Source organism: Nocardia rhamnosiphila NBRC 108938 (assembly GCF_000720425.1).
In the GTDB taxonomy this organism is placed as follows: domain Bacteria; phylum Actinomycetota; class Actinomycetes; order Mycobacteriales; family Mycobacteriaceae; genus Nocardia; species Nocardia rhamnosiphila.
Genome location: NZ_JOAJ01000005.1, coordinates 501393 through 523312, shown reverse-complemented (window position 1 = coordinate 523312; position 21920 = coordinate 501393). Strand labels below are relative to the sequence as shown.

General features: G+C 68.7%; 21 protein-coding genes and 1 riboswitch. Of the genes, 11 read left to right on the top strand and 10 right to left on the bottom strand.

From position 1 onward, the window contains the following. Positions 1 to 19: 19 nt before the first annotated feature. Positions 20 to 844: an alpha/beta fold hydrolase gene (locus IG75_RS0120000; RefSeq protein WP_030522549.1), complete on the top strand. Its 825-nt coding sequence runs from the start codon at positions 20 to 22 to the stop codon at positions 842 to 844. A gap of 17 nt (positions 845 to 861) precedes the next feature. On the opposite strand, the gene IG75_RS0119995 is transcribed toward IG75_RS0120000, so the two are convergent. Beyond that, entirely contained in the window at positions 862 to 2109 is a 1248-nt protein-coding gene (locus tag IG75_RS0119995) for an acyl-CoA dehydrogenase family protein (RefSeq protein ID WP_030522550.1), read from the bottom strand. Positions 2110 to 2411: 302 nt separating this feature from the next. After that, the gene (locus tag IG75_RS0119990; RefSeq protein WP_030522551.1) at positions 2412 to 3629 is read right to left on the bottom strand and encodes an NADP-dependent isocitrate dehydrogenase; all 1218 of its coding nucleotides are present in this window, start codon (positions 3627 to 3629) and stop codon (positions 2412 to 2414) included. A 275-nt stretch (positions 3630 to 3904) separates the two neighbouring features. Then, a riboswitch (SAM riboswitch) is annotated at positions 3905 to 4015 on the top strand. 251 nt (positions 4016 to 4266) lie between these two features. Here IG75_RS0119990 and metX point away from each other — a divergent pair. Continuing rightward, positions 4267 to 5412, top strand: coding sequence for a homoserine O-acetyltransferase MetX (metX, locus tag IG75_RS0119985; RefSeq protein WP_030522552.1), 1146 nt, complete (start codon positions 4267 to 4269; stop codon positions 5410 to 5412). 25 nt (positions 5413 to 5437) lie between these two features. On the opposite strand, the gene IG75_RS0119980 is transcribed toward metX, so the two are convergent. From IG75_RS0119980 to IG75_RS0119970, 3 genes are all read right to left on the bottom strand, one after another. After that, on the bottom strand, positions 5438 to 5683 hold the full coding sequence (locus IG75_RS0119980) for a DUF3017 domain-containing protein (protein ID WP_081877005.1): 246 nt from the start codon (positions 5681 to 5683) through the stop codon (positions 5438 to 5440). Positions 5684 to 5791: 108 nt separating this feature from the next. Continuing rightward, positions 5792 to 6847, bottom strand: a complete 1056-nt coding sequence (locus tag IG75_RS0119975) for a DUF6745 domain-containing protein (protein ID WP_030522554.1) — start codon at positions 6845 to 6847, stop codon at positions 5792 to 5794. Between the two features lie 45 nt (positions 6848 to 6892). Next, on the bottom strand, positions 6893 to 7219 hold the full coding sequence (locus tag IG75_RS0119970; protein ID WP_030522555.1) for a hypothetical protein: 327 nt from the start codon (positions 7217 to 7219) through the stop codon (positions 6893 to 6895). A gap of 308 nt (positions 7220 to 7527) precedes the next feature. Here IG75_RS0119970 and IG75_RS0119965 point away from each other — a divergent pair, with 308 nt between their 5' ends. From IG75_RS0119965 to IG75_RS0119945, 5 genes are read left to right on the top strand one after another with little or no spacing between them, the layout of a single operon-like run. Next, the gene (locus IG75_RS0119965; protein ID WP_030522556.1) at positions 7528 to 8511 is read left to right on the top strand and encodes an STM4015 family protein; all 984 of its coding nucleotides are present in this window, start codon (positions 7528 to 7530) and stop codon (positions 8509 to 8511) included. Next, positions 8508 to 9653, top strand: coding sequence for an STM4014 family protein (locus tag IG75_RS0119960; protein ID WP_051714737.1), 1146 nt, complete (start codon positions 8508 to 8510; stop codon positions 9651 to 9653). The genes IG75_RS0119965 and IG75_RS0119960 overlap by 4 nt, the downstream gene beginning before the upstream one ends. A gap of 1 nt (position 9654) precedes the next feature. Then, entirely contained in the window at positions 9655 to 10497 is an 843-nt protein-coding gene (locus IG75_RS0119955) for an STM4013/SEN3800 family hydrolase (protein ID WP_030525858.1), read from the top strand. Next, entirely contained in the window at positions 10494 to 11834 is a 1341-nt protein-coding gene (locus IG75_RS0119950) for an STM4012 family radical SAM protein (RefSeq protein WP_030522559.1), read from the top strand. The genes IG75_RS0119955 and IG75_RS0119950 overlap by 4 nt, the downstream gene beginning before the upstream one ends. After that, positions 11831 to 12742, top strand: a complete 912-nt coding sequence (locus IG75_RS0119945) for an STM4011 family radical SAM protein (protein WP_245713326.1) — start codon at positions 11831 to 11833, stop codon at positions 12740 to 12742. The genes IG75_RS0119950 and IG75_RS0119945 overlap by 4 nt, the downstream gene beginning before the upstream one ends. Positions 12743 to 12869: 127 nt before the next feature. On the opposite strand, the gene cycA is transcribed toward IG75_RS0119945, so the two are convergent. After that, positions 12870 to 14342, bottom strand: coding sequence for a D-serine/D-alanine/glycine transporter (gene cycA / locus IG75_RS0119940; RefSeq protein WP_373863773.1), 1473 nt, complete (start codon positions 14340 to 14342; stop codon positions 12870 to 12872). Positions 14343 to 14612: 270 nt separating this feature from the next. Between cycA and IG75_RS0119935 the strand changes: the two genes are divergently transcribed. Next, a complete protein-coding gene (locus tag IG75_RS0119935) occupies positions 14613 to 15077 on the top strand; it encodes a tRNA (cytidine(34)-2'-O)-methyltransferase (RefSeq protein ID WP_030522562.1) in 465 nt (154 codons plus the stop codon). Between the two features lie 17 nt (positions 15078 to 15094). Here the strand turns inward: IG75_RS0119935 and IG75_RS0119930 are convergent, their stop codons facing one another. Both IG75_RS0119930 and IG75_RS0119925 read right to left on the bottom strand, forming a co-directional pair. Then, positions 15095 to 15325, bottom strand: coding sequence for a DUF167 domain-containing protein (locus IG75_RS0119930; protein WP_030522563.1), 231 nt, complete (start codon positions 15323 to 15325; stop codon positions 15095 to 15097). 3 nt (positions 15326 to 15328) lie between these two features. After that, entirely contained in the window at positions 15329 to 16423 is a 1095-nt protein-coding gene (locus tag IG75_RS0119925) for a DUF4349 domain-containing protein (protein ID WP_245713325.1), read from the bottom strand. A gap of 451 nt (positions 16424 to 16874) precedes the next feature. Here IG75_RS0119925 and IG75_RS0119920 point away from each other — a divergent pair, with 451 nt between their 5' ends. The 3 genes from IG75_RS0119920 to IG75_RS0119915 all read left to right on the top strand — a co-directional run bounded on the left by IG75_RS0119920 (position 16875) and on the right by IG75_RS0119915 (position 17990). Next, entirely contained in the window at positions 16875 to 17297 is a 423-nt protein-coding gene (locus IG75_RS0119920) for an Hsp20/alpha crystallin family protein (RefSeq protein WP_030522565.1), read from the top strand. 35 nt (positions 17298 to 17332) lie between these two features. Further along, positions 17333 to 17596: a hypothetical protein gene (locus IG75_RS39200; RefSeq protein WP_156058982.1), complete on the top strand. Its 264-nt coding sequence runs from the start codon at positions 17333 to 17335 to the stop codon at positions 17594 to 17596. A gap of 181 nt (positions 17597 to 17777) precedes the next feature. Further along, a complete protein-coding gene (locus IG75_RS0119915; RefSeq protein WP_030522567.1) occupies positions 17778 to 17990 on the top strand; it encodes a hypothetical protein in 213 nt (70 codons plus the stop codon). A 110-nt stretch (positions 17991 to 18100) separates the two neighbouring features. On the opposite strand, the gene IG75_RS0119910 is transcribed toward IG75_RS0119915, so the two are convergent. Together IG75_RS0119910 and IG75_RS0119905 are read right to left on the bottom strand one after the other, a co-directional pair. Continuing rightward, entirely contained in the window at positions 18101 to 21415 is a 3315-nt protein-coding gene (locus IG75_RS0119910) for an error-prone DNA polymerase (protein ID WP_030522568.1), read from the bottom strand. A 6-nt stretch (positions 21416 to 21421) separates the two neighbouring features. Continuing rightward, positions 21422 to 21874 (bottom strand): hypothetical protein, encoded by a 453-nt coding sequence (locus IG75_RS0119905; RefSeq protein WP_030522569.1) that lies wholly within the window; start codon positions 21872 to 21874, stop codon positions 21422 to 21424. Positions 21875 to 21920 lie beyond the last annotated feature (46 nt).

Genomic DNA, 21920 nt, shown 5'->3' with positions numbered 1-21920 from the left:
AGGCACCTCCGCAACCGCAATGCCCGAGCCGGTCGAGGCTCTGCACCTGGGCTCAGGCGCTCCGCTGCTGCTGCTCCACGGCGTTTTGCTCTCACCGCACTGCTGGGAGCGGACCGCCACCCTCCTGGCCGCCCGCTGTGAGGTCTTCACTCCCGCCCTGGCCGGGCACTGGGGCGGGCCGGAGTTCTCCGATGGCGGGTACTCCGCCGCCACCCTGGCCGACCGGGTCGAAGCGCAGCTGGACGATCTGGGCTGGCGGACCTGCCATATCGCCGGCAATTCGCTGGGTGGCTGGGTGGGGTTCGAACTGGCCCGCCGCGGCCGGGCGCGCACACTCACCGCGATCGCCCCGGCCGGCGGCTGGAAGACCCCGTCGCCGCTCCAGATCCGCGCCGCCGCCAAGATCGCGCCGATGATCCCGCTCGCCGAAATCCTCCGGCGGCTGGGCGATTTCCCGACCGAGAGCCGGATCCTGCGGTGGGCCATGGCCCAGCTGCTGACCAAGGACACCCGGGCGGTCTCCCGGGCGGATATCACGGCGGTGATCCTGGCCGCGCTGCACTGCCCGGCGCTACCCGCACTCACCCTCGGCACGCTGCGCGGGCCGTCGCTGGCGGATATGTCCGACATCACGACCCCTGTCCGGCTGATCCTCGCCGATTCCGATCGGGTTCTTCCGGCCCGGGCCCACGGTGGCCGGTTCCTCCGTGAGCTGCCGCCGGCCGCGGACCGGATCATGCTCAACCGGGCAGGGCATGTGCCCATGCTGGAGGCGCCCGACCGGATCGCGAATCTCATAGCCGAACACATCTACGCCAGCCGCGACCACCTGCGCGCTGTGTAATCGGCGCCGGTCGAGTCTCAGTTTCCGAGGAGGCCCTTCGCCACGTGCGTCACCTGGATCTCGTTGCTGCCCGCGTAGATCATGAGTGATTTCGCGTCGCGAGCCAGCTGCTCCACCCGGTATTCCGACATGTAGCCGTTACCGCCGAACAGCTGCACCGCCTCCATCGCCACCTCGGTCGCGATCTCGGACGAGTACAGCTTCACGGCCGAGGCCTCCGAAAGGCTCAGCGGTTTACCGGCCCGCCCGCGCTCGATGATGTTGAACACCATGTTCTGCACATTGATCCGGGCGACCTCCATCTTCGCAAGTTTGAGCTGGATGAGCTGGAAGCGGCCGATCTCCTGGCCCCACAGTTTCCGGTTGCGGGCGTAATCGGTGCACAAGCGCAGGCATTCGTTGATCACACCCAGGGCCATGAACCCGATGCCGACCCGCTCGGCCACGAAACTGGATTTGGCGCTCTCCCGGCCGTCGCCGCCGCGGTGCTCCTCGGTTTCGCCGAGCAACCGGTCGCGGCCGAGACGGACGTTGTCGAAGAAGAGCTCCCCGGTGGGCGAGGCGTGCAGGCCCATCTTCTTGAAGGGTTTGCCCTGGGTGAGCCCCTCCATCCCCGCGTCGAGCACAAAGGTGAGCACCTTGCGGTCGCGGGACGGGGTGCCGTCGCCCTCGTCCAGTTTCGCGTAGACGACCAAGGTGTCGGCGAAGGGACCGTTGGTGATGAACGTCTTCTGACCATTGAGGATGTAGTCCTCACCGTCACGTCGCACGTAGGTCTTCATCCCGCCGAACGCGTCCGATCCGGAATCGGGTTCGGTGATGGCCCAGCACGCGATCTTGCGGAGACTGACGATATCGGGCACCCATCGCTGCTGCTGGGCGAGCGTGCCCCGGGAGAGGATGGTGGCGCCGCCGAGTCCGGTGCTCACCCCGAGCGAGCTACACAGACCCATACAGACGCCGGAGAGTTCGCTGGTCAGCACGGCCATCATCGTCTGCTGATCGAAACCGCCGCCGGACCCGTCCTTGTCCGCCGCGGCCGGCTTCTCCGCCCCGTCGGCAGCCGCCTGCCTAGCCGCCAGCTGCTTGTTCAGGGCCTCTTCGGCCATGGCGCCGATACCGAAATCCGCGTACAGCTTGCGCAGGATCGGATAGGGCAGCATTTCCCCGCTGTCCAATGCGTCCAGGTGGGGTCGCACTTCCTTATCGATGAACGTCCGTACAGCGTCGCGGACCATCAGGTCGGTATCGGACCATTCGAACATCGTCGTCCTCCGGAATCACCAGCAGCATTACGGTGTAAACCACCGAGCGGACACACCGTCGCATCCGCCTTGTTGACACCCTGCCAGTTCTCGGCGAACACGGCACCGAAACCGGGAAATCACGACTCCGGACCCAGGCACTCCCTCGACCGTTCACGGACAAGCCCCCACGTCCCGCCTTGGCGAGCGAGCCCCCACCCGAGTCCCAACGTGAATCCACCCCGCCCCGCCCTGGGCCACCCCGCCACACATGGCGATGCCCCCACCCATCACGGGCAGGGGCATCGACAAGGTGGGGCGTCCTACCTCAGGGCGCGGGCCAGGTTGGCGTCCAGCGCGGCCAGGAACTCCTCGGTGGTGAGGTAGCCCTGGTCCCCGCCGACCAGCGCCGCGAGGTCCTTGGTCATCTGCCCGCCCTCGACGGTCTTGATGACCACATCTTCCAGGGTCTGGGCGAAACCGATGACCTCGGGGGTGTTGTCCAGCTTGCCCCGGTGCTCGAGGCCGCGGGTCCAGGCGAAGATCGACGCGATCGGGTTGGTCGAGGTCGGCTTGCCCTGCTGGTGCTGGCGGTAGTGCCGGGTGACCGTGCCGTGCGCGGCCTCGGCTTCACAGGTCCGGCCGTCCGGGGTCAGCAGCACCGAGGTCATCAGGCCGAGCGATCCGAAGCCCTGCGCGACCGTGTCGGACTGCACGTCGCCGTCGTAGTTCTTGCAGGCCCAGACGTAGCCGCCCTCCCACTTCATGGAGGAGGCGACCATATCGTCGATCAGCCGGTGCTCGTAGGTGAGCCCGGCCGCCGCGAACTGGCTCTTGAACTCGGCTTCGAAGACCGCCTCGAAGGTGTCCTTGAACATGCCGTCGTAGGCCTTGAGGATGGTGTTCTTCGTCGACATGTAGACGGGGTAGTTCTGCTGCAGCCCGTAGTTGAACGAGGCGCGCGCGAAGTCTTCGATGGACTTCTTGAAGTTGTACATACCCATCACGACGCCGCCGTCCTCCGGCATCTGCACGACCTCGTGCACGATGGGCTCGCTGCCGTCCTCGGGGGTGAAGGTGAGGGTGACGGTGCCGGCCTGGAAAACCTTGAAGTCGGTGGCGCGGTACTGGTCGCCGAAGGCGTGACGGCCGATGATGATCGGCTTGGTCCAGCCCGGTACCAGGCGCGGAACGTTGGAGATGATGATCGGCGCGCGGAAGATGGTGCCGCCGAGAATGTTGCGGATGGTGCCGTTGGGCGACCGCCACATCTTCTTGAGGCCGAATTCCTCGACGCGGGCCTCGTCGGGGGTGATCGTCGCGCATTTGACGCCGACACCGTGCTGCTTGATGGCGTTGGCGGCGTCGACGGTGACCTGGTCGTCGGTTTTGTCGCGGTATTCGATGCCGAGGTCGTAGTACTCGAGGTTCACATCGAGGTACGGGTGGATCAGCTTGTCCTTGATGAACTGCCAGATGATCCGGGTCATCTCGTCGCCGTCGAGTTCAACGACGGTGCCTTCAACCTTGATCTTGGACATGGATCTTCGTGTCCTCCTAAGACTGGTGCCCTCATTGCACGGCCAGGCGAACACGCTTGTGAGCGGACCCCAGCTGTTCAACAGACAACGTATACATCCCGCGTTGTCCACGAGACGTCTGGTGTAACCAAGACGAGCGTACTGCTTGTGGCGGTCTCACGGTGCAGCCAGCCCCGTTCGTGAGATCTCACATAGGTGAGACACGCCACAAGATTACCTGGTCGGCACGTATGCCGATTTCGATCCGAATCGGTGCCCGGTTACGATGTTCGGCAGGTCATGAGTGTCAGCACCAAGCCCCGGCTCGCTGGCCGGCAACCCTCCTGCTGCGGTGGGGTGCTCCGGGTGATGACCTGGCTCCCGGGAGCCGGGAGCAAGCGCACGTCAGGAGGTCGTCGATTTGTGCCGGTACTGGTCGCGTTGACCGCGGCGTTCTCACGACTCGACGAGAAATCCCCCATTTTCTGGAGCACGATATGAGCGATCACAGTATCCGTGGTGCGACCGCTGCCGGAGCTATCCGCCGGCGACCGGCGGACGCCTCCGGCGGTCTCCGCGCCCGCACCGCCGGATCCACAGCGGCGATTCATACGCTCCGGGCATCAGTACCGTTCGCCGGTTCAGCGGAATCGCTCACGTGAACGTGGGCACCGAATCGACCACCGCTCGGCCGGTGGCCCAGTTACCGCCGCCCGACGGCACCCTCGGATACGTCGATATCGGCGAACTCACCCTCGAGAACGGCGCTCGGCTGCCGCAGGTCCGGCTGGCCGTGCAGCGCTGGGGGGAACTGTCCCCGGCCCTGGACAACATCGTCCTGATCGAGCACGCGCTGACCGGTGACTCCCACGTCTCGGGCGACCCGGACGACGACCACCCCCAGGCCGGATGGTGGAACGGGATGGTCGGCCCGGGGGCGCCGATCGATACCGACGAGTGGTGTGTGGTGGCGACCAATGTCCTCGGCGGCTGCCAGGGCAGCACCGGCCCGGCCTCGCTCGCACCGGATGGCGCACCCTGGGGTTCGCGGTTCCCGGGGATCTCCATCCGCGACCAGGTCGCGGCCGAACTGAAGTTGTTCGACCGGCTCGGTGTGCCCCGGCTGGCCGCGGCGATCGGCGGTTCGATGGGCGGTATGCGCGTCCTCGAATGGATGCTGCTCGCGCCGCAGCGCCTGGCCGCCGCACTGGTCCTCGCGGTGGGCCCGCGGGCCACCGCCGACCAGATCGGCACCCAGAGCACCCAGATCGCGGCGATCACCAGCGACCCGGACTGGCAGGGCGGCGACTACCACGGCACCGGGCGCGCGCCGATGGCCGGAATGGGTATCGCGCGCCGGATCGCGCACCTCACCTACCGCACCGAGGTCGAACTGGACAGCCGGTTCGCCAACAGCCCGCAGGAGGGCGAGGACCCCTGGGACGGCGGCCGGTACGCGGTGCAGAGCTATCTCGAGTACCAGGCCGAGAAACTGGGCCGGCGTTTCGACCCGGCGACCTATGTGCTGTTGAGCGAGGCGATGAACCGGCACGATATCGGCCGTGGCCGCGGCGGGATCGCGGCGGCGATGGCCGCCGCCGAGGTGCCGTGCATCGTGGGCGGTATCGATTCCGACCGGCTGTACCCGCTGCACACCCAGCAGGAACTGGCCGACGGGCTGGCCGGCTGCCGGCATTTCGAGGTGATCTCCTCGCGGGACGGCCACGATGCCTTCCTCACCGAGGCTGCGGCCATCGGCAAACTGCTGGCCCAGACGATGAACCTGGCCCGCGCCGGACGCTGAGCGCCGGCCGGGGCGGCCGGCCCGGTCAGCCCACGCCGAGGGTGTTGATGGTGGCAGCGAGGAAGATCACGGCGCCGCCCAGCAGGGTCAGCGCGCCCACATCGAACGGTTTGCCGCGGACCGCGAGCAGGCCGACCCGGGCGGTCGGCAGGCACAGCCGGAACGCGGCCGCGATGAGGGTCGCGCCGCCGAAGAAGAAGGCGCCACGGCGCCAGCGATCCTGCGCGACGAACACCACGGCGATCAGCACCACCACCGCCACCACGACCATCGGCAGATGGCAGCGTAGGAAACCGGCCCATCGGCTGCCGGTGCCGGGATCGTCGTGGGTCGGGGTCGCGGCGTCGGTCACGGGGGCGATTGTTCCAGATCCGGCCGATCAGGTCTGCACGAGCGGTTCGTAGTCCGCCGCGGAGACGCCGAATGTCCACGCGACGCCCTCGCGGGCGGTGCGGGTCGCCGGGGGCACCCGGAGCCAATAGGTGCGGCTGGTGCCGTCCGGTTCGGGCGTCGAATTGACCACCTCGACCATGACGACGTCCTCGTCGCCGGTCAGCGGGATCCGCCACAGGATTCCGGTCTCGTCGCGTTGGACGGGTTCGGCACCCGATTCCGACAGGTACCGGTCGTACCCGTAGAACTCGAGCATCACCCGGCGCAGCTCCGCGTTCTCCTCGTCGCGGATGCGGTCGGCGGTGAGCGCGGCGAGCTCGGCGATGAATTCGCCGGGTACCGGCATCCCCCGCCAGGCGTACAGGGCGAAATCATCGGAGTAACCCACCGCCGGCCCGTCGCCGCGGTCCAGCCGGCCGGCCTCGTCGCGAGACAGCGCGGTGGGCCGTTCACTGATGACCGCGAGCTTCTCGTACGGCCACCACCAGCCTGCCTCGCGCGCCACCGCGGCAAGCCCTTCCAACGGGGTACCGGCACCGGTGTCGAAGGCACACAACCAGGCCGCGTCGTGCTGCCCCAGCACCGCGTCCAGTAGCAACAGCCGGGCCCGCAGTTCTTCCCGTCCCGCCGGACGGGCGGTTCCCGGCTCCCCGGCGGATGCTGCCGATTCTGGGGATATCGCGGCGACCACGCCGTCTCGGATGCGGCTCACGACAGGTTCGGTGAGATCCCACAGCCTCGCACCGGTGGCCTGCCAGTGCCGGGCGAATTCGCGGGCGCCCAGTTCGGTGTGCAACCGGTCGCGTTCGGCGGCCCAAGGAGCACTGCGTACCCGCTCCCGGACCGAGGCGCCCGCCTCCCCCGGCAAGACCTCCTCCGACAGCATGCGCACCGCTTCCCACGGCGAGCGGGCCCAGCGGATTCGTTCGGGTGCGCGCAGACCGGCCCGTTCGTAGGCGAGCCGCACCCCTCGTTCGGCGGCTGCCCGATCGCCCGGACCGGTCGCGGCGGAAAGAGCCCGCCACTCGGCGTATTCGGTCACAGTTGTCTCGATCCTGTTCTCGTGTCGTGGTTTCGGCGGCCGGAATCAATCCGCGACGATGCGCACCGACCCCGGTACGTATTCGCGCTGGCGCACCACGCGGTACCAGCCCTTGGGCAACGTGATCGCGGAATGCTCCTCGTGCACCAGCCGGGCGCCCTCGGGCAGGTGCAGGACCATGCCGTCCGAGCGGTGCGGGTCGGGGAACAGCGTGCCGGGGGCGGCGATGGCGTGCGCGTGACCGGTCACCTCGCCGAGCGCGAGCACCATCCGGCCGCGGGCGTCCCGGCGGGCCGGCCGCCACGTGGCCGCGGCCTCGGCGACCGCGCCCCCGGCGACCGGAACGATCAGGACATCTCCCTGGCGATACATGTGATTTCCTCCCGTGACGGCGATCTCGCGCCGTGTGATGCCGGGACCATAGCGCCGCGGACCGACAGGTTCGGCGCGCCCGCCACCCGGGCGCCCGGGCCGGCGCTGTCGCCCACAGGTCATCGGACGCTGGTACTTCTCGTCATCGACACGGCCGAGAGGGCGTCATGGCAATCGGAAAGCATCTCGCGGAACTCGGCGGACTGCCCGCCGCGAGTGAGCGGCGCACCCGGCCCGCGGGTGTCGGCCGGTCTTGGTAGAACGATCGCGACACCCGGGGACGACCCGGTCGCGGAAAGGCACACTCGATGATCAACGACGACCACCTGTCCGAATTCGGCGGCCTGCCGGTATTCGACTTCCCCGAGCGCCTCGTGGCACCGGAGCACGCGGACGCCACGAGCTTCGACCACCCCGCGGTGGATTCGGTGGCCTGGCGGGTGGGCCGGATCGGCTGGGATTCGGAGGCATCCTGGGCCGACTTGTTCGACCGCTTCCTGGATCTCGTGGACACCACCCGCGTCCGGGCCTTCGTGGTCGGGTCCTGGGTGGACATCGAAGAGGACAGCGCGGAGCCGGTGGACGCGGTGATAGAACGGCTCGTTGCCGCCCGCGATCGGTTCCCGGCGCTGCGCGCGCTGTTCCTCGGCGATATCACCCAGGAGGAGAACGAGATCTCCTGGATCTGCCAGGGCCGCGTCACCGATCTACTGGACGCCTTCCCCGAGCTCACCGAATTCGTGGTGCGGGGTTCGGAAGAGCTGAGTTTCCCGGCCGTCCGGCACGAACGGCTGGAAAAGCTGACCATCCAGACCGGTGGCCTGCCGGCGACGGTGGTGCGGGGAGTGGCGGCGGGCGACTTCCCGGCCCTCACCCACCTCGAGCTGTGGCTGGGTACACCCAACTACAACGGCGATGCCGAGGTCGCCGATCTGGCGCCGGTCCTGGCGGGCGACCGGCTGCCCGCGCTGCGGCATCTGGGCCTGCGCAACAGCGAGATCCAGGACGACATCTGCGCCGCCCTGGCCGCCGCCCCGGTGGTGGCGCGGCTGGAGAGCCTGGATCTGTCGCTGGGGATCCTCACCGATGCGGGTGCCGCCGCCCTGCTCGGCGGACAGCCGCTCACCCACCTGGAACGGCTGGACCTGCACCACAACTACCTCAGCGAGGAGATTCGCGACCGGTTGCGCGACACCCTGTCCCCGAAGGTCCGACTCGATCTGGATTCCGGGGGCGCCGAGACCCACGCACACAACGGCGAAGTGTGGCGCTACGTCTCCATCGGCGAATGACCTCCGCGGCACCGGCACGCTCCGGCGGGTACCGCTGGGTAGTGGTCGGTAACGGGGAGAACCGGCGGGTCCGGTCGTTCCGGGCGGCAGTGGTGGCGGCCGGGCTGCCCGCACCGCGCGTGGTGGAGTGGCTCGACGTACTGCGCGAGGGCGGGCACGGCTTCGCCGACGACGAACTGGTACGGCTGGATTCACCCGGCGAACACGCCGAGGTGGATCGCGTCCTGCGCGGGGTCACCGATCCGACCCGGGTGGAGGGAACCGGACGCTGGTACGCCGGTTTCGCGGCGGCGGTCGCGTCGCTGCGCGGCGGCTGCCCGCTCGACGATCCCGCGGAACTGGGCGTGCTCTTCGACAAACGACTGTGCCACGCGCGGCTGGCGGCCGCGGGCCTGCCCGTGCCGGCCTCACCCACCTCGGGGCCCGGCACACCGGTACGTGATTGGGGCGATCTGCGGGCACGGATGCGGGCGGCCGGCCTGGCGCGCGTGTTCGTGAAGATCGCGCACGGTTCGTCGGCCTCCGGGGTGCTCGCCCTGGAAACACACTCCGCGGGGCGGCTCCGCGCCACGACCTCGGTCGAGGTCGGTCCCTCCGGCGCCCTGCACAATTCGTTGCGCGTGCGCCGCTACCACGCCGAGTCCGAAATCGCCGCGATCGTGGACCGGCTCGCCCCGGACGGCCTGCACATCGAACAGTGGATACCGAAGTCCGCGCTGCGGGGCCGGTCGTGTGATCTGCGGATCCTGGTCGTGGCCGGGCGGGCGACGCATCTGGTCGCGCGGTGTTCGGCGGTGCCCATCACCAATCTGCACCTCGGCGGTGAGCGCGGCGATCCGGATGCGGTGCGTGCCGCGGCCGGCGAGTACTGGGCCCGGGCGCTCGAACTGGCGGAGCGGACGGCCGCGTGTTTTCCGCGCACCCTCTGTGTCGGAGTGGATCTGCTGCCCACCGCGCACTGGCGGGAATTCGTGGTCGGCGAGGTGAACGCGTTCGGCGATCTGCTGCCCCGGGTCACCGGTCTACCCGGTTCGCCCGCGGTCGGGATGGACACCTACGCGGCCCAGATCGCGGCGGCCCCGCGCTGGTACGGTGCGGTGCGCACCGCATTCGCACCGGAGGACGAGCATGTACCGGCCTGATATGAACGAGGTGGTCGGCCGGGACGATCTGCTCCTGCTCACCCTCGACACCCTCCGCTACGACGTGGCGGTGGCGGAGACCGCGGCGGGCCGGCTACCGAATCTCGCCGCGGCGCTGCCGGACGGCGCCTGGGAAGAGCGCCACGCACCGGGCAATTTCACCTATGCGTCGCATCAGGCCATGTTCGCCGGGTTCCTGCCCACCCCCACCACACCCGGTCCGCATCCCCGCCTGTTCGCCGCTCGATTCGCCGGTAGCGAGACGACCACCCCCGGGACCTTCGTCTTCGACGAGCCCGATCTGCCCACCGCGCTGACCGCGCTCGGCTATCGCACCGTCTGCGTAGGCGGTGTGGGTTTCTTCAACAAACAGGGCGCGCTGGGCAGCACCCTGCCCGGGCTCTTCACCGAGAGCTACTGGGAGCCGGACTTCTCCGTCGCCGCGCCGACCTCGTTCGAAGCGCAGGTGGAATGCGCGCGCCGATTGATCGCCGAAACGCCCGCGGACCGGCGCCTGTTCCTCTTCCTCAATGTGTCGGCCCTGCACCAGCCCAACTGGTTCCATCTGCCCGGTGCCACCCGGGAGTCCGGTGACACCCGGGAAACGCATGCCGCGGCGCTGCGCTACGTGGATCGCCACATCCCGCCCCTGTTCGATGCCCTGCGCGCCCGCGGGCGCTGTTTCGCGATCGTCTGCTCCGATCACGGGACCGCCTACGGCGAGGACGGATACACCGGGCACCGGCTCGGGCACGAATCCGTGTGGACGGTGCCCTACGCCCATTTCTTCCTGGAAGCGGACCCCGGCGGGTCCGCGCACGACCGTTCCGAGGACCCCGTATGACCAGCACTCTCACCCGTTTACCGCGGCCCTACCAGAGTTACGTCTACGCCTATCCGCACAAGACGGCCTACCGCCCGCTGGCACCGCGCCCCACCCTGCGCGAGGTATGGGCGGGTGAGCCCCGCGATCCGCTCTCGCTGTACCTGCACATCCCGTTCTGCGAGATACGCTGCGGTTTCTGCAATCTGTTCACGCGGGTCGGCGCCCCCGGCGACCTCAGCACCCGCTACCTCGATGCCCTCACCCGCCAGGCCGAAACCGTGCGCACGTGCCTCGGGACCGAGCACAGCCCGCGCTTCGCCAATGCCGCGTTCGGCGGCGGTACACCCACATTCCTGGAGGCCGGCGAACTGATCCGGCTCTGCGATATCGCCGAGCGCGTCATGGGCGCCGACCTGGCCGCTATCGGGTTCTCGGTCGAGACCTCCCCCGCCACCGCGACCGCCGACCGTCTCGCGGTACTCGCCGGACGCGGCGCGACCCGGATCAGTCTCGGTGTCCAGAGTTTCGACGAGAACGAATCCCGCGCGGCTGTCCGGCCCCAGCGGCGCGCCGAGGTGGAAGCCGCCCTCGCCCGGATCCGTGACACCGCGGTCGACGTACTCAATATCGATCTGATCTACGGGATCGACGGCCAGACTCCGGCGAGCTGGCGGTACTCACTGGACGCGGCGCTGGCCTGGCGGCCGGAGGAGATCTACCTCTACCCGCTGTACGTGCGCCCGCTCACCGGTCTGTCCCGCCGCGACCGCGCCGCCGCGGACCTGGCGTGGGACGAACAGCGCCTGCGGCTGTACCGGGAGGGCCGGGACCATCTGCTCGCCCAGGGTTACGAACAGCGGTCCATGCGCATGTTCCGCCGAATCGACGCACCCGCGCCGGGCCCCGACGACTACTCCTGCCAGACCGACGGCATGATCGGCCTGGGCTGCGGGGCCCGCTCCTACACCCGGAACCTGCACTACTCGTTCGACTATGCGGTCTCGACGCAGGAAGTCCGCGCGATCATCGACAGCTACACCGCCACCACGGATTTCGACCGGGCCGTCGTCGGCCGCGTGATCGATGCGGACGAAGCCCGGCGCCGACATCTGCTCCAGTCGATACTGCAGGCCGACGGCCTGCCGGTCGCGGACTATCGGGCCCGTTTCGGCACCGACCCACACACCGATTTCCCGGTGGAACTGGCCCGGCTCGCCGAACGCGGCTGGCTGGCCGACACCGGACCCGCGCAGGTGCGGCTCTCCCCCGAGGGCCTGGCCTACTCCGACGCGATCGGTCCCGAGTTCTTCTCGGCCGCCGTCCGCGCGGCCATGGCCGAATACGAACCGCGGTGACGGCGGTGGACCTCACCCTGCTCTATCGCGGGCCGCTGGCCTCCTGTGATTACGACTGCCCCTACTGTCCTTTCGCGAAGCGCCGGGACAGCCGTGACCAGTTGCGCGCAGATCGCGCGGCGCTGGACCGATTCGCCGTCTGGGTGCACGAGCAGCGCGACGACCGGCTCTCGGTGCTGTTCACCCCCTGGGGCGAGGGCCTGGCCCGATCCTGGTACCGGCGGGCGCTGGTCGACCTTTCCCGGGCACCCGGGGTCCGCCGGGTCGCCATCCAGACCAATCTGAGTTGCCGCACCGAGTGGCTCGGCGAGGCCGACCGCGACACCGTCGCGCTGTGGTGCACCTACCATCCCGGACAAACGCCCTACCAGCGCTTTCTCGGTAAGACACGAGACCTCGCCGCGGCCGGTATCCGGTTCAGCGTCGGGGTGGTGGGCCTGCCCGATCACCTGGAACACGCGCGCCGACTGCGCGCCGACCTCCCCGAGCACATCTATCTGTGGATCAACGCCGCCGAAGACCACACCTACACCGATGCCGAGGCCGCCGACTGGACCGCGCTCGACCCCCTGTTCCCCTTCAGCCGCGACCCGCACCACTCCCTGGGCCGGGCCTGCCGGACCGGGGCCTCGGTCCTCTCGGTCGACGGCGACGGCACCGTGCACCGCTGTCATTTCGTGAAGGAACCCCTGGGCAACCTCTACGACGGCTCCTTCCGCGGAGCCCTGCGACCGCGACCGTGCCCGCGCGCGTTCTGCGACTGTCATATCGGCTACGTCCACCTGGAAACGCTGCCGCTCTACGACGTCTTCGCGGGCGGGGTCCTGGAACGCATCCCCGCACCCGGCAGCCGGGCCGAACCAGTGGCCCTGTCGCTGCCGGCATTCCGGATCGCTTCCGGCGGATGAATCCGTTCGAGAACACATTCTCCGGATGGCCGGGGTTCGCAGCCCGGGTTCCGAAACGCCGGAGCGAAGAGCCGGGGTCACGAGGACCCCGGCCCCGCGGCGCCGGAGCCGACGCCATGAACTCTGCTCAGTGCAACGCGGCGTTTTCGGCGAGGACCTTCTCCCGATGCCGCTCGCGCAGCACGGCATGGTGCGGACTGCGCCGCACCACCAGATAGGCCGCGCCCAGCACCACGAACCAGATGGGGGTCACCAGCAGGGCCTGCAGGGTGTCGCTCTTCTGGGTGAGCGCCCAGACCAGGAACACGAAGAAGGCCAGCACCGCCCAGACCGCCGGTACACCGCCCGGCAGTTTGAACGTCGACGCGGCGTGCAGATGCGGCCGCCGCTTCCGGTAGACCAGGTAGCTGGCCAGGATCATCGTCCAGACGAACATGAAGCACAGCGACGAAATGGTGGTGACGACGGTGAACGCTTCGACGATGGACTGTCCGGCGTAGAGCAGCACCACCCCGATCAGCAGGAACGCGCACGAGAAACGCAGTGCGTTGGCCGGGACCTTGCGCCGGGACAGCTTCCCGAACAAGGCGGGAGCGTCCCCGTCACCGGCCAGGCCGTACACCATCCGCGAGGTGGAGTAGATCCCCGAGTTCGCGCTGGAGGTGGCGCTGGTGAGTACCACGAAGTTGACCACGCTCGCCGCGACACCCAACCCGGCCAGGGAGAACATCGCCACGAACGGACTCTCGTCGGCCGAGACCTCCCGCCACGGGGTCACCGCGCAGATGACGATCAGGGCGCCGACGTAGAACAGCAGCACGCGCACCGGGATGGAGTTGATCGCGCGCGGCAGCGTACGTTCGGGATTCTTGGCCTCGGCCGCCGTGGTGCCGACCAGTTCGATACCCACGAAGGCGAAGACCGCGATCTGGAATCCGGCCACGAAACCCATGGGCCCGGTCGGGAAGAAACCCCCGTCGTTCCACAGGTTGGCCAGCGAGGCGGTGGTACCGCTGTCACCGGTGAAACCGGTGATCACCATCACCAGTCCGGTGACGATCAACGCGCCGATGGCGATCACCTTGATCAGCGCGAACCAGAACTCGGTCTCACCGAACGCGCGCACCGTGGGCAGATTGAGGACCAACAGGACAACGATGCAGACCAGCGCGGGTATCCACAGCGGCAGATCCGCCCACCAGTAGGACACGTAGCCGGCGATGGCCACCACATCGGCGATACCGGTGACCACCCAGCAGAACCAGTAGGTCCAGCCGGTGAAGAACCCCGCCCACGGGCCGAGCAGATCGCCGGCGAAATCGCTGAACGATTTGTACCCGGAGTTCGACAGCAGCAGCTCCCCCATCGCCCGCATGACGAAGAAGAGGAAGAAGCCGATGATCATGTAGACGAGGATCACCGAGGGGCCGGCGAGCGAGATCGTCTTACCCGAGCCCATGAACAGACCGGTGCCGATCGCGCCGCCGATCGCGATCAGCTGGATATGTCGGTTCGCCAGCTGGCGGCTCAGCTTCTCCGGGCCGGCACCCGGATCGCTCACACCGCTCGCGTCGTCGCCTGGATTACCGTGGCCCTGCAGCACGGCCATATTTCTCCCTCCGGAATGAATCGGACAGCCCATTCGACCACCGGAAGCGGATTCCTGCAGAGTGGGCGGCCCTACGGTACGCTGCCGCAATCCGTGCCGTGCGCGGCCCCCACGCCAGGTCGGTGATCGTATTCGCTGTGGTCAGGGCGTCGCGATGGCGGTAGCGCCCGCCCCGGCGATGTATTCGGAACCCTCGCGGTCATCGCTCGATCATCCGGCTCGATCACCGTGGCGGCGCCGCACCTGATTGACTGGTCGGCTGTGTTCCGATTGATGTTCCATGAACCTCGCATACCGGGTAATACGGGCAATGCCATCCGGCTCGCCGCCGGCACGGGCAGTGAGCTGCATCTGATCGAACCGCTCGGCTTCGATATGTCGGAGGCGAAGCTGCGCCGGGCCGGGCTGGACTATCACGACCTCGCCTCGGTGACAGTGCACCCGGACCTGCCGACCGCGTGGAAACAGCTGCGACCCGAGCGGGTGTACGCGTTCACCACCCGGGCCACCACCCCGCACACCGAGATCGCCTACCGGCCCGGCGACATTTTGCTGTTCGGTGCGGAACCGACGGGTCTACCGGCGGAGGTGCTCGCCGACGAGCACATCGATGCCGAGGTGCGCATCCCCATGCTGCCCGGCCGCCGGTCGATGAATCTGGCCAACGCGGCCGCGGTCGCGGTGTACGAGGCGTGGCGGCAGCACGGGTTCCCCGGAGCGGTCTGACCCGGGCACCTGGCGGTTCAGTCGGCGATCTCGAACCGTTTGTGCCGGGAGGTCGCCCCGCCGGTGAGCCGGACCGCGCTCTTCGGGACACCGAGATGCGCGGCCAGGAGTTCGGCCGCGGCCCGGTTCGCCTTTCCCTCCACGGCCGGCGCTTGCACCCACAGGTGCAGCGTGCCGTCGGGCAGGGTTTCGACCAGCGGGCCCTTCCTGCTGTTCGGCGTGATCACCGCGCGGACCGTGGTGGGCACGGCTCAGGCCCGGTCCGTATCCGGACCGTCCGGATCGACGGCCTCGTCCCCGGTCGGTGCGGACTCATCCGCGCCCGTCGCCGCCCGGCCCGCATCTTTCGCCGTCTCGTCCGTACCCGCCGACGCCCGGCCCGTACCCGTCGCCGTCTCATCCGTGTCGGTCGCCGCCCGGCCCGTGCCCTTCGCGGACTCGTTCACTTCCTTCGTGGTCTTGCCCGATGCGTCTCCGGGCTCGGCGGTGGTCCGCGGGGTCCCGGGCGCCGGGGTCTCGACCCGCGCGGTCGAGTTGCCTGCCGCCGGGGCGGCAGCGCGTGCGCCGCCCAGCCGGCGGGCCAGCCCGACGAAGGCGCCGACGATCGCACCGAGAAGGGCGAGGAAGACCAGCCACGGCAGCACTTGGCCGACGAAGACCACCGCGCCCTTCAGCCAGTCGAACAGCGAGTTCCAGCCGTCCACGACCCCGTCCCAGAAATTGGTGGGCCCGTCCTCGACCGTCTGCTCGGCCGTGCTCCGGATATCGACGGTCAGGGTGGACAGCGAGATCTGATCGTCGAGATAGCGTCGCTGCCCGGTGAGGCTGTCGAGTTCGGCCTGCCGGTCGGCGAGCGCCTCCTCCGCGGCGATCAGGTCGGCGGTGTTGGCGGCGCGCGCCATGAGATCACGCAACCGGTCCACCGAGGCCCGCAGCGCGGTGATCCGGGCGTCGAGATCCTGCCATTGCAGGGTGACATCGTCACGGTTGGTGCTGATCTGGGTGATTTCGCCGAGATCGCTCAGGCCCTCGATGAACGCGTCGGTATCGGTGGCCGGGATCCGGACGACCAGATTCGCGTGCGGATCGTCGTCGGCGGTCCCCGGGTTCTCGGTGCGCTGGTCGACCCGCCCGTCCAGTTCGGCCACCCGGTCGACGAGGGTCTGCGCGGCCGCGACGGGGTCGTCGGCGGTGAGGTCCACCGTGCCGGTGACGACCTCTTTCCGCTCGGTGGCCTGGTCGGCGGCCTCCGGGGCGGGCGAGGGAGCCTGTTCGCGGGCCGGCGCCTTCTGCACCCGGATCCCCGGTGCCGCGGCGGGTGCGGGCGCTCCGCCTTCGAAGGACATCGTGTGATCCGCAGTGCTGGAATAGGAGTCGTCCCCACATCCGGTGAGCAGAACCGACCCGCACACAACCAGAAACAACACCCCGAGCGTTCGCATGCTGGCAGCGTAATGGGCGGTTCCGGGATCGGATACCCGAATAGGAAGGTCGCGTATCGGCGCTGCCTGCGGATCGGCGGACCGACCCCTGCTGCCCGCCGGATCTACCCGAATGGCCTGCGCGACTTTCGTTATGAGGATTCGCGGTCGCGAGGCGATCGCGTTCGGCGGCGAGGGTGGCGTCGGTTTCGCGAAGGTCGACATCCGTCACACTTCTTCACCATCCCCTCGGTCATTTTTCTTCCCAAAGACACTTGCACTCTTGTGGCTCTAGTGCTACATATAACTTGTGTCTGTTGACACAGATTATCTGGTTTCTCTTCGAGAGCGAAGGAGTGAACTGGAGGTGGCGACCATGTTGATGCGCACCGATCCCTTCCGCGAGTTGGACCGGCTGACCCAGCAGGTCTTCGGCACACCGGCTCGCCCGGCGGCGATGCCGATGGATGCCTGGCGGGAGGGCGACGACTTCCTGGTCGAGCTCGACCTGCCCGGTATCGACCCGGAATCACTGGATCTGGATGTTGAACGCAATGTGGTGACCGTGCGGGCATCGCGGCCGGAGCTGGATTCGAGCCGATCGATGCTGGCCGCCGAGCGCACCCGCGGCGAATTCAGCCGTCAGTTGTTCCTGGGCGAGAACCTCGATACGAACGCCATCCGCGCCGACTACCGCGACGGTGTGCTGCGGTTGGTGATTCCGGTTTCGGAGCGGGCCAAGCCCCGCAAGATCGAGATCGCGCGCCACGATCCCGAGCGCCAGGCCATCAACGCCTGACGGTGCGGGTCGGCGCCGAGACCAGGAGGCCGACCATGCATACAGCGACCGGTACCAGCGAAAACAGGTGGTCGGGAGTGGAGGACCGGCTACTCGAACTGGATCCTGATCTCGAGGAGCTGTTCGCCGAGGTCGACGAGGCACTACGTAGGGCCCGGGTCCGAGGGACACCGCGGCTGCGCACGGTCCGCGGCCCCCGCCCGCGGAACCCGGCCGCTCGACGACCCGATTCCCGGCGCCACGGGCGCCGGCCGGTTCCGGGCCGGGCCTGCCAGCGCGGCCCGCCCGGATACGGCTGAATATCCCCGGCACCCGAACAGTCACGGAAGCGAGGTGATGCCCGTTCCGACATACCCTCCGAATCCATCCAGCGACGGGTGGGCCCAGGGCGGTTCTGCCGGGCCCACCCAGAGTTCCCGGAACGATTTCCCACGGCCATCCCGGTCACCGACCGGGCGTACCGGACGTAGGACAGTCATCATGAACGAGAACAGCGAGCGCCCCGACAACAGGAAGAACCGCCGGAAACCGGCTTCGCGGCCCGAAACAGGAACCGCCTGGCTGTCCGGTCTGATCGTGACCCTCTCCGGCGGCGGTGTCGCGCTGCTGACGACCTCGATCATCTCCGCTGTCTACATCGCCTTACTCCTTGCCGTTGTTCTGGCCGTGGTCGTGCCCCTGCTGCGGGGCTGAGCGTCCCACACCCATTCCTGGTGCCGGCGGATACGCGCGCACGGAACGCCGGGGTGAAGACCCGGGTCACGGAGACCCCGGCACCGCCTACTGCCGGAGACGCCGGCGAATCACCTGAAGTCCCGGGAGCGAGAGGCTATACGCATATCCAGGCGGCTCAGGTGTTCGGCGTAGATGCTCACCGCGCCTTCCGCGTTCTGGATCCGGCCGCGGATCAGCAGTGCCGGGGAGCTCTGCGCGATGCGGCGGTATCGGGTCCACAGCCCGGCCGAGCACACCACGTTCACCATGCCGGTTTCGTCTTCCAGGTTCAGGAAGGTGACCCCGCCGGCGGTGGCGGGACGCTGCCGGTGGGTCACCGCGCCGCCGACCAGTACCCGGGTGCCGTCGGGGACCGAGAGCAGGTCGGCGGCCGGGATCACCCCGAGCGCGTCGAGGCGGGGCCGCAGGAACTGGGTGGGGTAGCTGCCGGGTGAGACTCCGGTCGCCCAGACGTCGGCGGCGGCGTGTTCGAGGTCGCTCATGCCGGGCAGGGTGGGTGTGGTGGTGGAGGCACCGGTCCCGGGCAGGCGGTCGGACCGTTCTCCGGCCGCCGCGCCGGCCGCCCATAATGCTTCGCGGCGGGAGTAACCCAGACTGCCGAGCGCACCGGCGGTGGCCAGGGATTCCGCCTGCGGGACGGTCATCTCCACGCGCCCGGTGAGGTCGAGGAACGATGTATAGGGCCCGCCTTCGGCCCGGGCGGCCACGATCTTCTCCGCGAGGTCCGAGCCGATGGAACGCACGGCCGCCAGGCCCAGCCGCACCTCGGTCCCGCGCCGTTCCAGGGTGGCCTCGGCCGCGCCGGCATTGATATCCGGACCGTGCACGACGACCCCGTGCCGGCGGGCGTCGGCGACCAGCGACTGCGGCGAATAGAAACCCATCGGCTGGGCACGCAGCAGTCCGGCGCAGAACGCCGCCGGATAGTGCAGTTTGAACCAGGCGGAGTAGAACACCAGCGCGGCGAAACTCTGCGAATGACTTTCCGGGAAACCGAAATTCGCGAAGGCACGGAGTTTCTCGTAGATGCGGTCGGCGAGTTCACCGGTGATGCCGTGCAGATCCCGCATGCCCTGGTACAACCGGCCCCGTAGCCGTTCCATTTTCTCCGGGGACCGTTTCGATCCCATGGCCCGCCGCAGCTGATCGGCTTCGGCGGCGGTGAATCCCGCGACGTCCACGGCCATCTGCATGAGTTGTTCCTGGAAAAGCGGCACCCCGAGGGTGCGCTCGAGCGAATTGCGCAGGGCAACGTGCTCGAAGGTGACTTCTTCCAGCCCGTTCTTCCGGCGGATGTACGGGTGCACCGAACCGCCCTGGATCGGGCCGGGCCGGATCAGGGCCACCTCGACCACCAGGTCGAAGAACTTTCGCGGTTTCAATCGCGGCAGGGTCGCCATCTGGGCCCGGGACTCCACCTGGAACACACCCACCGAATCGGCTCGGGACAGCATTTCGTACACCCCGGGTTCGGCGAGGTCCAGGGTGTGCAGTTCGACCGTGACGCCGATATGCTCGCGCACCAGGTCGATCATGTAGTGCAAGGCGGAGAGCATGCCCAGGCCCAGCAGATCGAATTTCACCAGACCCGCCGCGGCGCAATCGTCCTTGTCCCACTGCAGCACGCTGCGGTCGGCCATCCGCGCCCATTCCACCGGGCATACGTCGGCGATGGGCCGGTCGCAGATCACCATGCCGCCGGAGTGGATGCCCAGATGCCGCGGCAGTCCTTCGATATCGGCGGCCAGGGCCAGTACCGGTTCGGGGATATCGGTCCCGGTTTCCGCTCCGACACCCGTCCACCGGCTCACCTGTTTGCTCCAGGCGTCCTGCTGCCCGGGGGCGAAGCCGAGCGCGCGGGCCGCGTCGCGGACCGCGGATTTCCCGCGGTAGGTGATCACATTCGCCACCTGCGCCGCGTTCTCCCGGCCGTACCGGCGATAGACGTATTGGATCGCTTCCTCGCGGCGGTCGGATTCGATATCGACATCGATATCGGGGGGTCCGTCCCGTTCCGGGGAGAGGAACCGTTCGAACAGCAATTTGTTCGCGACGGGGTCGACATTGGTGATGCCGATGGCGTAGCAGACCGCGGAATTGGCAGCCGAGCCCCGACCCTGGCACAGAATGTCGTGCTCCTGGCAGAAACGCACGATATCGTGCACCACCAGGAAGTATCCCGGGAAACCGAGCCGGGCGACGACCGCGAGCTCGTGTTCGAGCTGCCGGTAGGCGGCCGGGTTCGCGGCGGGCGGGCCGTAGCGGGCGGCGGCGCCGCGCCGGGTGAGTTCGCGCAGCCAGGAGTTCTCGTCGTGACCGGCGGGCACATCGAAGGGCGGCAGCCGGGGCGCGATCAGCCGTAGATCGAACGCGCATTCGCGGGCCAGTTCCACCGAGTTCGGTACGGCCGAGGGGAATTCGGCGAACAACCGGGCCATCTCCGCTCCCGACCGCAGATAGCCGCCCCCGGTGGGGGCGAGCCAGCCGGTGAGATCGTCGAGGCTGCGCCGGGCCCGGATGGCGGCCAGGGCCGCGGCGCGGCGACTGCGGTCCGGGGTCGCGAAATGCGCGGCGGTGGTGGCGATCACCGGCACACCGACCCGTTCGGCGAGCGCGGCCAGCACGCTATTGCCTTCGTCGTCCACGGGCAGACCGTGCCGGGTGAGTTCTACGGTCACCCGGTCGGGACCGAACCGTTCACACAGTTCCCGTAGCGCCGCCTCGGCGCGCAGCGGCCGGCCGCCCGCGTGCAGATCCTGGGCCAGCGCCCGCCGCACCTTGCCTTTGCGGCAGCCGGTGAGGATCTGCCAGTGGCCGCCGGCCGCCTCGGTGAGGGCATCGAGGTCGTAGCGCAGGATCCCTTTCTCCCCGGCCGCCATATGCGCGGCCGCGAGCTGCCGGGACAGCCGGCGATAGCCCTCCTGCCCACGGGCCAGGACCAGTAGATGTTCGCCGTCCGGATCGGGTTCGCCGGTACGGGGTGCCGAATCGATCTGCGGGGCACCGGATTCCACGAGGGTGAGTTCGGCCCCGTACACCGCGGCGATTCCGTGCTCGGCGGCGGCTTCGGCGAACCGGACCACCCCGTAATAACCGTTGTGGTCGGTGAGCGCGACCGCCGAGAGCCCCAACCGCGCGGCTTCGGCGACCATCTCCTCCGGTTGCGAGGCCCCGTCCAGGAAACTGAACGCCGAATGCGCGTGCAGTTCCGCGTACGGCACGACCGGGCCGGGCGGGTCCGCCGGTTCGGGCAGGTACTCCCCGCGACTGTTGCTCCAGGCCGGGGCGTCACCGCCATCGCCGGGGTACTGTCCGGGCTTCGGCCGCCCGGACAGTACCCGCTCCAGCTCGGCCCAGCTCGGCGGGCCGTTACTCCATCCCATACCGCGTCAGCAGGCCACCCGTTCGGTGGACTGCGCCTCCAGCAGTGTCGCCACATGGTCCACCCCGGCCCGGATCACCCGGCCGTAGGCGTCGTCGGCGAGTACGTTCGCATGCCCGCGTGCCAGCGCCAGCTGCATCCGGGCCTCCTCGAAATCGCCGACCAGCCGGTGACTGTCGGCCAGGCTCAGATACAGCGACGGGAGAAATCCCAGGAGTCCTTCGCCCAGCGGGATGCCGGGGACGAAGGCCGAGTCGAGCGCCCGGGTGTCCCAGAACAACGCGCCCTCGGCGGTCTCCTGGACATCCGCCAGATGGTGGGCCACCACGCTCCGGTACAGCGGCTCCCCGGCCGGCCCGAGCTGATCCCACAGCAGTTGCAGCGCCTGGCGCGCCGCCTCCCGATCCGCCCCGCCGAGCCGCACCGCGGCATAGATATCCGCCATCCGATCGTCCGTCATGGGTTGAGTATCGCACATATGTTCGAATATCGAGAGTTGAAATCGA